The organism is Halomonas sediminis (assembly GCF_044871105.1).
In the GTDB taxonomy this organism is placed as follows: domain Bacteria; phylum Pseudomonadota; class Gammaproteobacteria; order Pseudomonadales; family Halomonadaceae; genus Vreelandella; species Vreelandella zhuhanensis.
This window is the reverse complement of record NZ_CP085246.1, coordinates 1,052,089-1,064,764: the sequence shown is the minus strand read 5'-3', so window position 1 is coordinate 1,064,764 and position 12,676 is coordinate 1,052,089. Positions and strand designations below refer to the sequence as shown.

Sequence of the window (12,676 nt, the reverse complement as noted above, 5' to 3'; positions counted from 1 at the left end):
AATCTGTCACAGGCTTATACTTCCTTATTCAGTAGCGCTTCATTAAACGGGTAGCGAGAGAGCTTCTCGATACCAGTTTCGGTAATCAGCACCTCTTCTTCGAGTTTGACCCCATCGGCGGCGCCGACCTCGCCGATATAGCTTTCGACCGAAACCACCATGCCCGGCTCTAGAATGCCGTCCTTGGAGAAGCGATCAAAATCCGCGTGGTGGGCGACCAGCGGCGTCTCACCGTGCATTCCCACGCCGTGAATGATCGAGGGGTAGCGGCGATCCATAAAGCGTTCGGGGATTTTCCAAGCCTTTTCAGCGATTTCACGATAGCTGATACCGGGCTTGAGCAAGCTCATATTGTGATGTACTTGGTCATACGCCATACGGTAGAGCTCGCATTGATACGCCGTTGGCTTGCCCGGCCCGACATGAAAAGTGCGCGAGAAATCCGAGTAATAGCCGTGACAGCCGATGGTATCGGTATCCAGCGCCACCAGCTCCCCAGGACGAATCTTGCGATCACTCGCCTCGTTAAACCAAGGGTTGGTGCGTGGCCCAGACGAGAGCAAGCGAGTCTCGATAAACTCACCGCCGCCTTTGATGACTTCGCCATACATGATCGCAAACAGCTCGTTTTCGCTAATGCCGGGCTTTATAGCCGCTTCGACTTCCGCCACGGAAGCTTCGCTGGCGGCCATGGATTGTGCCAAGCAGGCAATTTCTTCCGGGGTTTTGATGCGGCGGCAATGCAGAGTGTCCTGCATGCAGTCGTAGACATCCAAGCCCTGCGCTTCTAACGCGCGCGCGTGGTTAAGCGCGCAGCGGTCAAGGCCCACCCTTTTGTTGCCTTTGCCATGCTCCTCGACCAGCTCAGCAATTTCGATACCAAAAGGATCGGAAGACATGCCATCACGTTGATTGACCGCCGACCACACCACCTTGGAGGTGCGCGCTTCATCGATGGTCTCAAGCCAGGTGGAAACGTGCGCGCTGCCGGGGTATTCGAATAGAATAATTGGCCCTTCCAGCGGCACATAGATATACCGCGTGGAATTGCGCAAAAAGTAACCAAACATATTGCGCGACCCGGTCGCGTAGCGCTGGTTATTAGGATCAAACAGCACCAGCGCCGCATAGCCTTGATCCGCCATCATCGCGCGCAGGCGCTTGAGTCGCCCGGCACGCAGCTGCTTAGGATCAAAAGCGGTAGGGATACTGTCACCGTTGCCCATTGGGGCTGAAGGAACGACCGGAATATGATCAGGTTCGTTATCCGTAAGGTTTTCACTCTCGACAATACTCATGGTGTCTCTTGTGTCAGGGTTGAATTTAGATAGACGGCATTCTCGGCGCTACGCTAGTCCGCTAGGCTATCGCTGCGCTGCATGCCTTCTTTGAGGATTTTTTCGTGCACCGGCGCCATGCGGCCAAAAATACGTTGGGCACGTTCTGGGCGGCCCACAAAATCCGGCTCTTTGGCGTAAGCAAAAATCACGGTGTGGCGCTCCTTATCTCCCTCAGCCGGCGTGACCCGATGAAGTGAGTAGCGACCAAAGAACACCTGTAAATCACCCGGTTGGAGATCAAGCGCTTTCAAGCGTGAGCGATCACCGTCAATGACTTTTTCCACTTCATCGAAGTTTTCGCCTTCAGGACTCCGGATACCCGGCGCGTACTCGAAGCGGCCCCCGCCGTGGGATTGACGCGTCATCATGGTGACGATGAATTCGTTTGTGTCGTAGTGCCACGGGTGCTGACAGCCTTCACGCAGCACGTTCACCACCAAATCCGCCAACGGGTCGGCGTACCGATGAATCTCTTCTATGCCCACGACTTCACTTATAAAGCGCTGGAATTCAGGATTCTCGTACACCTGACGAATAATCGTGTCACGACCAATACGATCTCCCGCCACAAAGCCGTTTGTGCGATCGTCAAAACGGTTTTTGGGGTGATCTGCCGGCAGTGAGGGATCTCCTTCGCTGTTATAAGGGTTCGTCTCGGTTTGGTTGTAGTGAGCATCCGGGGATAGCCGCTCTGTTTCACGCTCAAGGCGTGCTAACGCCTCTTCAGGAACAAAGTTTTTAAGCACCACGCAGCCGTCTTCGTCTAGCTGACGGCGGCATTCTGCGATTAACGCACGCCCGGTTTCGCCGTCCAGCGCATCAAGGGGGTACGTTTTGAGATCGATAAGGCCATCTAATGCATTTGCCGATGGAGTAACCACGGTCGCTTGCATGACAAGTACTCCTGTCGAATTAACGGATATTGTGTCGAATGAGGTCGCGTTGAAGATGTTTTGGACAGGGTAGTGACAGACACCCCATAATAGAAATGAATAGTTGAGATACGACCCATTTAGAAGGCTCATTTATCATGGATACGGATTTACTTCGCGCCTTTGTCACCGTGGCGGAATGCCAAGGGTTTAGCGCCGCCGGCAAAGTGCTGCATCGAACCCAATCCGCGGTGAGTCTGCAAATAAAGCGCCTTGAAGATAAGATGCGGCAGCCGCTGTTTGAGCGTACTAGCCGTAGCGTGTTGTTGACGGCCGCCGGAGAGCGTTTACTGCCCTACGCACGCCATATACTCAAGTTGGAGGATGAAGCTAAAGACTTGCTTAGAGGTGGGACGCATGGCGAAATCATTCGGCTAGGCACCTCTGAAGAACAAGCAGCTGCCTACTTGCCGGACTTGTTACCACGCTTCTCTGCTCAGTTCCCCCATATCCAGCTAGAGGTGCAGTGTGATATCAGCGATAACTTGGTCAAGCGATTCCAGGAAGGCTTGTTAGATGTTGTGCTTTCGGTGAGGCATAAACCCACACAATCCGGGCAGCTACTCGGCTGGGAGCCGATGGTTTGGGTTATCGCTGAGCACGCGTCTATTGAACAATGGCAAACATTACCACTTGCTTTAAATCCTGAGGGCTGCATTTTTCGTGCGCATGCGTTGTCAGCGCTTGGGCGTGAAGAGAAGCGTTGGGAGCTTCGCTACGTCAGCCAATCCCCGACAGGAATTAACATTCCCGTACAAAATGGGCTTGCGGTAACTATTAAAACACCGCGTAGCGTGCCAACAGGCTGTCGGATGGTGGCAGAAGAAGAGGGCCTTCCTCACTTAGGGCATGTCGAAATCGAGCTTCACCAACGCCCTGGGCACTCTAGTGAAGCCTTTCAGGCTTTTTGCCAAGCGCTCGAAGGCGTGATCGCGGAGCATGAGTCGATTGCGTGCCCTGGGGCCAAAGAAATGTCATAAGCTGATTGCTTGCGCTCGGGAAACGGTAAGCGTCGTCCCTGAAGCCGACGCAAAGACAGACGTCAACAAATTCCAGATTTTGTGAGCATTCGCATGTGACCGCCCCTAATCAGAGGATCCTATGATGCGGATTCAATGCATTGGGGTGTTAAGCTCTTCTTGTATCGATGCCGTTTTAACCGACCCGCCTATCCTTGGAGCTTCCATGATTCGCGTTCATCACCTGGAAAAGTCGCGCTCACATCGAATTCTCTGGCTGCTGGAAACGCTAGCGCTTGAGTACGAAGTCATCACCTATCAGCGTGATAGCGATACACAGCTTGCGCCTGAGGCCCTCAAGCGCGTTCACCCGCTGGGTAAGTCACCGGTCATCACCGATGGTGAAATAACGGTTGCAGAATCTGGCGCCATTATCGACTACCTGCTTAGCCGCTACGGTGAGGGCCGCTGCCAGCCAAGCAGTGACGATATCGCGGAGTGGGCCAATTATCGTTATTGGATGCACTACGCGGAAGGCTCGCTGATGCCGCTGTTAGTCATGCGCTTAGTGTTCGCTCAACTGCCCAAGCAGTCGCCGTGGGTGATCAAACCGATTGCCAAGGGCATTAACGACACGGTGAATAAGCGATTCATCGCGCCGCAGTTAAACCAGCACCTGGCCATGATAGAAAGCCATCTTGCCAAGCGCCGGCAGTTCTCCAGCACTTGGCCGAGCGGGGCCGATGTGCAAATGAGCTTCCCACTAAAGGTGCTGGCGATGTCTCAATCGCTTGATGACTACGCAGCGATTACGGCTTTTGTCGAGCGTATCGCCGCCGATTCCGGGTGGCAGCGCGTGGTAGAGCGTGCGGGCCCGCTGACACTGCCGGGGCAGTAGTTTTTTCGGGCAGCAAGAACGTCAATAGAGCCCGACATCTACGCCCAAACACCTATCCTCAAATACCTGTGCTCAAACACCTGCGCTCAAACAAGGTCGCGCGGGATCTCCTCGTCCCAACTCTTGGTAAAAACCAGGCTATCGCCCTCAAAGGCATCCAGCGTCGCACGCAAACGAAAGCTTGCTGCGTTGGACGTCATCAAGGTACGGGTCACGCTGCGCACTTCCCAGTCGCCGCGTCGGAAACGGCGCTCCCACTCGGTCCAGCCGCTCAGGCTGTCATAGTTGCCGTAGGCATAGGTATAGCACTCGGCGACCCGTGACGAGAGTTCGAGATTGATATCATCGAGACGGAAGGTGCCTTGGTCATTGATGACTTCGAGTGTGGTCTGGTCATTGGCCAGGTCACGTATCACTCGCCAGGCTTCCTGGCTCGGCTGTATCAGAGTCATCGCTAACGGCGGTGCGGCCTCGGGTGGACCAAATGGGGGCAGTGCCGCTTCTTCCTGAGGTCGAGGCTCGCGGCATGGCAGGATCAGTCGGCAGCCGGCAGGGTGCACTGTCAGCTTGACGGGAACTGGCGACGGCCAGGCCACCGGCCAGTAACTGGTCGAGAGCGAGAGCCGCATGGCGTTGCCGACGGAAAACTTCTGCGCGATGTGTTTAAGTGGCACACGCACCTGATAACGCTTGCCGGGCTCCAGGGGCTGGGGAAATTCGTCACTGTCACGATGGGTCAGGTTGAGCAGGCCATAGGTAATCCGGGTCGCCTGGTCATCTTCTGCAATGTCGCTGAGCCTTAGCGCCACCATCGCCACCGGCTGATCTGATTCGATGTCGAGTTCGACAATGGCTTGTCCGCAAATCTCGATGTCCTGATCGAGTCTTGCCGTCTGGAATATCAGCGCACCACCATCCTCGTCGCGTTGGTCGTGAGGCAGATCCGGCGGGGCATTGTAGGAACACCATTTGCCGCCAAACAGTCCTACCGATAGTGGCGAGCGAACAGCAAGAGGAACATCATCGCCCGATACACAAGCCGCGGGTTCCTCCAAGGCAGGCATCAGGTCATGACCACTGGTGAGGCGGAAGTGCTTCGGCTCGATCCGCGGCGATGGCCAAGTCGGCTCGGCAACCCAGCGTCCCGGGCGTACCTCGTAGCGGGCCGACGGCGGAACCGATTCCTGCATCCATACGCGCAGCATCGGCTCATCCATAATGCCCGTTTCCTTACCCTTCAACCAATAGTCCCACCAGCGCAGCGATTCCTGCAAAAAGCCGATGGCCGGGCCCGGAACGCCGAGGTGGGGATACATGTGCGCCCAAGGGCCGACCAGGCCCTTACGTGGTACGTCGAGCCCCGCAAGCAACCGGAACACGGCATTGCAGTAACCATCAGCCCAGCCGCTAACGGCATAGACAGGGCAGCGAATGCGTGAGAAGTCTTCGCAGACCGAGCCATGTTTCCAATAGTCATCACGGCGCTGATGCTGGAGCCAGGTAGCCAGCCACAGCCCACTATCCTCAAGGCGTTCACGCCACATGTCCCGCCAGCGCTCACCGACCAATAGCGGGTCGGGGGGGCAGGTATTGCCATCGAACATGGTCGATGCCCATGACAAGTTGTCGCCGAGCAGGCAGCCACCCATGTGGTGGACATCATCGGCGTAGCGATCATCGGTCGAGCACAGCGTGATGACGGCCTTCAGCTCGGGCGGTTGCAGTGCCGCAACCTGCAGGCCATTGAACCCGCCCCAGGAGATGCCGATCATGCCGACATCACCGGTACACCAGGGTTGCTCACCCAGCCAGTGCAGGACTTCGACGCCATCGTCGAGTTCCTGTTGCAAGTATTCGTCGGTCAGCACGCCGTCCGACTCGCCGCAGCCGCGGATGTCTACACGCACCCCGGCGTAGCCGTGGCCGGCCCAGTAAGTGTGCGTCTGAGCGTCGCGCTCCGCCGTCAGGTCTCGCTTGCGATAAGGCAGGTATTCGAGGATCGCCGGCACCGGATCGCTTTCGGCATCCACCGGACGCCAGATGCGTATGCCCAGCCGGCAGCCATCGGCCAGCGTGATCCAGCCTTCCTCCTCCTGCACTTCACGGGGAAAATCGCTGACGATATGCATGAGCCTGCTCCCTTTTTCTTCACTGGATTTCTTATGATTCATGCCCGCGACGAGACCATGTCAGCCGACGATGTCCTCGAACGCGAAATGCAGCTGCTCGGCAAGTCGTGCATAGTTCTCTTCCAGCGTGACGTCGTCGTCTGCGCCCATCCACACGTAAGCCAGAGCAAAACTGTAGCTGTCCTGCTCAGGCAGGGATGACAGGCGCATACCGACCTCGACCTGTAGCGTGATCATGGTGCCGGGAAAGGCTTGCTGCAGTGTCTCGACCTCCTCGGCACTCGGTACTTGGCTGACGGTGGCGTCGGCGAAGAACACCCGATAGAAGAATTTCGCTGCGACCTTGAATGCCCCTTGGCGGTAAGGCATGTCGGGCAACTGCCCCAGCGCCAGGTCCACCGTCACTTGCTGATGACTGATTCCATCGACTTTTTCGAACAGGTCGCAATGCGATTGTGCAATGCGGGTATTGATCTCCAGCAACCAGATGCGATCCTGCACTTCATCCCAGAAGTACTCGATGTTGAAAGCCGCATTGTCGTAACCGATATGGGCCATGATTTGACGAGTCAGTTCTTGCATCTTTTCCTGAATAGGGGCAGGGAGCCGGGATGGATAGCGATAAGAGAAAAAACTAAGGACTTGCGGATAGCGCATCGAATCGACAATGCCATAAGGGACGACGTCACCTTGGAACACGTATCCCTCGACCGTACATTGCCACCCGCCGATAATCTCTTCCGCCATACAGTGGCCGCCATCGACCGAGCGTACGTCGTCAGGCAGGCTGGCGTGCTCCAGCACGTAGTTGAAAGGCTCTGAAATCGTCCCGATGTCTTCACATAACCGCGCTACGGCATGGGCGAAGTCTTCGGGGCTTTCGATGCGAAAGCCCAGTCGCGAACCTGAGGATTTGATGGGTTTGACGAAGAAGGGGAAATACAGGCCCGCCTCCCCTATCTGCTGCAGTGCCTGGGCGTCAAAGGGGTCAAAGGCGGTAAAGCGGGGAATATAATCGGCAATCACTTCATGCTGAACGAGCCGACTCCAATACTTGTGCTCGCATTTGAGCAGACTTTCGAGACTGGTGGAACGCGTCCCCAGTCGCTCGCAGAGCAGCGGCAGCATGGTCGAGACGGGAAAATCCATGTAGCCAACGACAGCATCGATAGGCTCACTGAATTCTTTCAACTGGGTTTCGGCTCTGGAAAGCATCTCTTCGATAGGAAAGATTTCCGTATCATAGACTTCCGTTGGCTCGATCACGCCATGGAACCGGTACTTCTCGGCCCCACGTAAATGCTCGAGCCGTTTACGATTGTATTCATCCAGCCCGACTACAAAAATATTCCGTACGCTCATGATCGCCTCCTGGCGCAAGCTCGGCTATCGCAGCCCTCGCCGCTTAAGCGCAGCAGGTTTGGCGCTTACCTTCCTGACCTTCGGTCAAGGCTTAGGGAAGGCCGTTTATCGAAGCATAGCGGGTTATCGTTGCTGCGCTGGGGCAATACGCAAAAATACGCAAAAGAGCAGGAACTCCACTTATTCCACAGGAGGGATTTAGCTAGGCCGAGGGTTCATTATTAATCTGGCTAGGGCGGTTTTCAGCTGTTATAAGTGAAGAGGCGGGTTAAAGCATCATACGATACGACATTGCCGGTATCGGTAATGATTTAGCGTCCCTCAAAAGCGTCGCTGGGCGACGAAAGGAATATGGCCTCTCCAATTTTCTTGGCATCCGGCCACCTCGTCGCCATCGGCGGTGCCGAGGACAGGACCTCCAATCTCGAAATCCTAAAGAAGGTCTTCGTCCTGGCCCCCGAGGGTAACCAGGAGGTCGCGGTCATTGCCACGGCCAGTGGCATTCCCGACCAGATCCTGCCTGAATACGAAGCGGCCTTCTCTCGCCTGGGCGCAAGCCAGGTCCATTCGCTGGGGATCCGGGACCGCCAGGAGGCAGCCGATGCCGAGACGGTGCACCTGATTGAGCAGAGCGGCATCATCTTCTTCACCGGCGGTGACCAGCTGCGCCTGACCAATGTGCTAGGCGGCTCGCCGGTTCTGAAGGCCATCCGCGAGCGGTTGAGGGCCGGCGCCGTCGTGGCTGGGACCAGTGCCGGCGCCGCGGCCATGCCAAGCACCATGATCTATAACGGTGCCGCTGCTGACGCCCTGCGCAAGGGCGCCGTCAACATGACCTTTGGCTTGGATTTCATCGAAGGCCTGATCATCGACAGCCACTTCCTTGAGCGCGGGCGCTTTACGCGGCTGATGGAGGTTGGCGCCAGCAACCCGGAACACCTAGGCGTGGGCCTGGGTGAGGATGCCGGCGTGATCATCCATCCCCACGGCATTCTCGAAGCCATCGGGCCGGGGCATGTCATCCTCATCGATAGCCGGGAACTGGCGAGTTCCAATATCGCGGAACTGGCCATGGGTGAACCGGTGTCCGTCGAGCACATGATCCTCCATGCGCTGGTTAGCGGCCAAGGCTACGATGTCGAGGCCCGGCGCTATCTCGTTCCTCATGAACTTGGCGCCATTCTCGCGGAGAGTCGATGAACATTCTTGAGCATCGAGCGCTACGCGGTCCGAATTTCTATAGTCGCTATCCGACAATCTTCATGCGACTGGACATTGGTGAGCTCGAGGAGCGGCCAAGCGATACCGTTCCCGGCATCGCAGAACGCATCACCGAACTTCTGCCGACCCTATACGAACACCGCTGCTCGGTGGGGCGGGCCGGCGGGTTTCTGGAACGGCTCGAGCGGGGCACCTGGGCCGGCCATGTGGTAGAACATGTCGCGATCGAACTACAGAATCTGATCGGCTTTTCGGTGGGCTACGGCAAGACGGTCGATTCCTACGAAACCGGCATCTATAACGTCGTCTATCGTTACCGGGACGAGGCCTGCGGTCTGGCGGCCGGCGTGGAAGCCGTCGATATCGTCGCCCGGCTCTTCAATGGCGACGAGATAGATATCGCCTCGGCAATCACCCGTCTCAAGCAGGTGCGCGATGCGCATATGCTGGGGCCATCCACGGCATCGATCGTGGATGCCGCCGTGCGCCGAGGGATTCCCTGCATCCGCCTTGACGAGGACAGCAGTTATGTCCAATTGGGGCACGGCTGCCGTCAGCAACGCATCCAAGCGACGGTGACTTGCCGCACGAGCCTGATCAGTCACGGCATCGCCGATGACAAGCACTGGACCAAGCAAGTGCTCGGCGAGGCCGGGATTCCCGTGCCGCTCGGGCGCGTTTGCCACTCGATCGAGGAAGCGCTCGAGGCCGCTCACGATATCGGCTATCCCGTTGTCGTAAAACCGCTGATCGGCAATCACGGCCGCGGTATCAGCACAGACATCTCCGACGAACCGGCATTGCGGGAGGCGTTTACCATCGCCTCCCTGCAGAATTCATCGATCATCGTCGAGAGGTTCATCAAGGGAGAGGATCACCGGCTGCTAGTGATCGATGGCAAGCTCGTCGCCGCCGCCAGGCGGCGCCCGGCACATGTGGTCGGCGATGGACAGGCGACGCTGCAGGCACTGATCGACAGGGAAAATCAGGACCCGCGCCGCGGTATCGGTCATGAAAACCTGCTGACACAGATTCACCTGGACGAGCAGTCGCACCGGCTGATAGCTCAGCAGAATCTGACCTTGGAGACTGTCATCACGAAAGATGAGGTCATCTATCTGAAGTCCACGGCGAACCTGAGCACCGGGGGCACTGCGACGGATGTCACCGAGGATGTCCATCCTGACGTGAGGTACACGGCAGAGCGCATCGCCCGCCTGGTCGGACTGGACATCATTGGCATTGACCTGCTCGCCGAGACTCTGACGATGCCCTTGGAGGAACAGTCTGCCGCGGTGGTCGAGGTCAACGCTGGTCCGGGGTTTCGGATGCATCTTTCGCCGACCCATGGCACGGGCCGGGATGTCGGTCATCACGTCATCGAGATGCTTTTTCCGGATAGCGAAGACAACGGGCGGATACCCATCGTTGCGGTAACCGGCACCAATGGCAAAACCACCACGGTGCGCCTGATCTCGCACTTGCTCCGCCAGGCGGGACGCAGTGTCGGCACGGCCTGCACAGGCGCCATCGAGATCGACAACCACACCATCATGCGGGGAGATTATAGCGGGCCGCAAGCGGCCACGACCGTGCTCCGCGAGCCCACCGTCGAGTATGCCGTTCTGGAAGTCGCACGAGGCGGCATCTTGCGTCGCGGCTTGGGCTTCGATGAATGCCAGGTCGGCGTTCTGCTGAACATTGCGAGCGATCATCTGGGGGAAAACGACATCCATACCCTGGATGAGCTGGCACGCTGCAAGACCGTAGTTGTCGATGCGGTCAGCCCCGAAGGGACGGCTGTGCTCAATGCCGATGATCCGCGCGTGCTGGCGAGCAGGGAATGGGCCAGAGGAAATGTGATCTATTTTTCTCTGAATCCCGACTCAGCGCCTGTCCGTCAGCATGTGCAAGCCCATGGGGTCGCTTTCACGGTTCATGACGACTGCATCGTGCTGCGCCAAGGAAATGTCGAAGCTAGCATCATTTCGGTGGTGGATGCCCCTATTACCTTCGAAGGCCATGCCCCTTTCAATGTTGCCAATGCCCTGGCCGCCAGCGCCGCGGCCTATGCCTTGGGGCTAAGCATTGCCGATATCCAGCTGGGCCTGCAGACGTTCCACCCGACGCCGGGGCAGAATCCGGGACGTACCAATTTTATCGACGCCGGCAACATAAAAGTGCTGATCGACTACGGCCATAACGTGCCGGCGCTTAAAGCCTTGAGCGAACTCGTGAGCCGTATCCCCGCGCAGCGGCGTATTTGCGTGGCCAGCGCCCCGGGCAACCGGCGTGACGAGGATCTGTATAGCCTGGGCGCTCAGCTTGCCAGCATGCATGACATTGTCGTTCTGTATGAAACCGACCCGCGAGGCCGCCCCGCCGGTGAAACCGTCAACCTGCTGCGCGCTGGGGCGCAGTCAGGATCCGGCACCTGCCGAGTCGAGGTGGTCATGAAAGAACATCACGCCGTCGACAGAGCGTTCAATGAGGCCAGGGAAGGCGATCTGCTGGTACTGCTGATCGATGACATCGATAGCGCCACCGAACGCCTGCGTGGACGCCGGTTCCTGCCGGATACACCGGCGCCGGGTAGCGATGCAGGTGACCGACCATGACATCCCGCAATGCGTGTAGTCCCGGGCTCATGACCCTGCTGCGTGTCGGCGGCGTCTTTTCGCCCGAACGGCTCGAGGCAACCGATATCCTCATGGCGGGAGGAAAAATCATCGCCTTGGGAAACGACTTCAGTATTCCCAAGGACTGGCCTATACGTGTGGTGGAGGCCCGCGACCTTATCGCCGTTCCCGCCTTCATTGACCAGCATGTGCATGTTACCGGAGGCGGAGGCGAAGGCGGTTGCGGTACCCGCTGCCCGGAGATTACGGCTCGGGAAATCGCAGCGATGGGAATTGGCACGGTGGTGGGTGTGCTTGGCACTGACAGCATCAGCCGCTCCCCGGCAGATCTGCTGGCCAAGGTACGGGGGCTGGGGGCCGAAGGCATCTCGGCCTTCATGTATACCGGTGCGTATCGTGTTCCACCTCCCACCCTGACCGGCGACATTCAGCGCGATCTGGCCTGGATTCCTGAAGTCATCGGCCTGGGCGAAATCGCCATCTCGGACCATCGTTCGAGCCAGCCACGTCAGGATGAAATCGAACGGCTCGTCAGTGATACACGCATCGGTGCCATGCTGGCCGGCAAGCGAGGTATCTGTCATTTCCATATCGGTGACGGAAAGCGAGGACTGGAGCCGCTGCGCAGATTGCTATCCGAGACCGAGATTCCCGCCGATCAGGTGATTCCCACCCATGTGAATCGCCACCCTGCCTTGCTCGAGGAAGCCGCCGACTATGCCTTGGCGTTCAACGCCAGTGTCGATGTTACCGCCTTTGAAGATGCTGGCGACGGCCTCTCCGGTTTCGACGCGGTGTCTCGGCTATTGGAGCGCGGCGTAGCCCCGGAGCGCATCACCATGAGCTCCGATTGCAATGGCAGTTTGCCTGAATTCGATGCCGATGGGGCGTACCTGGGAATGAAGGTAGCCAAAAATACGACCTTGATTGCGGATTGGCAACGTCTCGTTCGTGAAGGTGTACTACCTCTCGAATCGGCCTTGGGTCTGATTTCCACCAACGTGGCCCGGGTACTCGGTTTACACGCCAGCAAGGGACGTTTAGCTATCGGCTTCGAGGCCGATGTGACGCTACTCGACCGTGAACTACAGCCGCAGCAGACGTTTGTGGCGGGAAAATGTATCTATGACGTGAGTCGCACAGAATAACTCAAGACATTCACCCTTATGACGACCTAGCAAGCGTAACGACAGCGA

At 57.7% G+C, this 12,676-nt stretch carries 9 protein-coding genes; 5 read left to right on the top strand and 4 right to left on the bottom strand.

Going from position 1 to position 12,676, the window contains the following annotated elements; genetic code table 11:
* Positions 1-14 precede the first annotated feature (14 nt).
* Together LG290_RS05190 and LG290_RS05185 are read right to left on the bottom strand one after the other, a co-directional pair.
* Positions 15-1,298 carry a M24 family metallopeptidase gene (locus LG290_RS05190; protein WP_499836514.1) on the bottom strand — a complete coding sequence of 428 codons (1,284 nt, stop codon included), beginning with the start codon at positions 1,296-1,298 and terminating at the stop codon, positions 15-17.
* 53 nt (positions 1,299-1,351) lie between these two features.
* The gene (locus tag LG290_RS05185) at positions 1,352-2,233 is read right to left on the bottom strand and encodes a HalD/BesD family halogenase (protein ID WP_499836513.1); all 882 of its coding nucleotides are present in this window, start codon (positions 2,231-2,233) and stop codon (positions 1,352-1,354) included.
* Positions 2,234-2,370: 137 nt separating this feature from the next.
* Between LG290_RS05185 and LG290_RS05180 the strand changes: the two genes are divergently transcribed.
* Both LG290_RS05180 and LG290_RS05175 read left to right on the top strand, forming a co-directional pair.
* On the top strand, positions 2,371-3,252 hold the full coding sequence (locus LG290_RS05180; protein ID WP_499836512.1) for a LysR family transcriptional regulator: 882 nt from the start codon (positions 2,371-2,373) through the stop codon (positions 3,250-3,252).
* Positions 3,253-3,457: 205 nt separating this feature from the next.
* Positions 3,458-4,129 carry a glutathione S-transferase gene (locus LG290_RS05175; RefSeq protein ID WP_499836511.1) on the top strand — a complete coding sequence of 224 codons (672 nt, stop codon included), beginning with the start codon at positions 3,458-3,460 and terminating at the stop codon, positions 4,127-4,129.
* An 86-nt stretch (positions 4,130-4,215) separates the two neighbouring features.
* Here the strand turns inward: LG290_RS05175 and LG290_RS05170 are convergent, their stop codons facing one another.
* Positions 4,216-6,258 carry a CocE/NonD family hydrolase gene (locus LG290_RS05170; protein WP_499836510.1) on the bottom strand — a complete coding sequence of 681 codons (2,043 nt, stop codon included), beginning with the start codon at positions 6,256-6,258 and terminating at the stop codon, positions 4,216-4,218.
* Positions 6,259-6,318: 60 nt separating this feature from the next.
* Positions 6,319-7,620, bottom strand: coding sequence for an ATP-grasp domain-containing protein (locus LG290_RS05165; protein ID WP_160417149.1), 1,302 nt, complete (start codon positions 7,618-7,620; stop codon positions 6,319-6,321).
* 351 nt (positions 7,621-7,971) lie between these two features.
* On the opposite strand from LG290_RS05165, the gene LG290_RS05160 reads away from it, so the two are divergent.
* From LG290_RS05160 to iadA, 3 genes are read left to right on the top strand one after another with little or no spacing between them, the layout of a single operon-like run.
* Positions 7,972-8,820: a cyanophycinase gene (locus LG290_RS05160; protein ID WP_160417150.1), complete on the top strand. Its 849-nt coding sequence runs from the start codon at positions 7,972-7,974 to the stop codon at positions 8,818-8,820.
* Complete coding sequence (cphA, locus tag LG290_RS05155) at positions 8,817-11,459, top strand: cyanophycin synthetase (protein WP_160417151.1); 2,643 nt, start codon at positions 8,817-8,819, stop codon at positions 11,457-11,459. The genes LG290_RS05160 and cphA overlap by 4 nt, the downstream gene beginning before the upstream one ends.
* A complete protein-coding gene (iadA, locus tag LG290_RS05150) occupies positions 11,456-12,628 on the top strand; it encodes a beta-aspartyl-peptidase (protein WP_499836509.1) in 1,173 nt (390 codons plus the stop codon). The genes cphA and iadA overlap by 4 nt, the downstream gene beginning before the upstream one ends.
* Positions 12,629-12,676: the final 48 nt, after the last annotated feature.

Bases quoted from the DNA above. Each gene is read 5' to 3' on its own strand.
- LG290_RS05165 (WP_160417149.1), bottom strand. From the start codon at position 7,620: ATGAGCGTACGGAATATTTTTGTAGTCGGGCTGGATGAATACAATCGT.
- iadA (WP_499836509.1), top strand. From the start codon at position 11,456: ATGACATCCCGCAATGCGTGTAGTCCCGGGCTCATGACCCTGCTGCGT.
- LG290_RS05160 (WP_160417150.1), top strand. From the start codon at position 7,972: ATGGCCTCTCCAATTTTCTTGGCATCCGGCCACCTCGTCGCCATCGGC.
- LG290_RS05180 (WP_499836512.1), top strand. From the start codon at position 2,371: ATGGATACGGATTTACTTCGCGCCTTTGTCACCGTGGCGGAATGCCAA.
- LG290_RS05190 (WP_499836514.1), bottom strand. From the start codon at position 1,298: ATGAGTATTGTCGAGAGTGAAAACCTTACGGATAACGAACCTGATCAT.
- cphA (WP_160417151.1), top strand. From the start codon at position 8,817: ATGAACATTCTTGAGCATCGAGCGCTACGCGGTCCGAATTTCTATAGT.
- LG290_RS05185 (WP_499836513.1), bottom strand. From the start codon at position 2,233: ATGCAAGCGACCGTGGTTACTCCATCGGCAAATGCATTAGATGGCCTT.
- LG290_RS05170 (WP_499836510.1), bottom strand. From the start codon at position 6,258: ATGCATATCGTCAGCGATTTTCCCCGTGAAGTGCAGGAGGAGGAAGGC.
- LG290_RS05175 (WP_499836511.1), top strand. From the start codon at position 3,458: ATGATTCGCGTTCATCACCTGGAAAAGTCGCGCTCACATCGAATTCTC.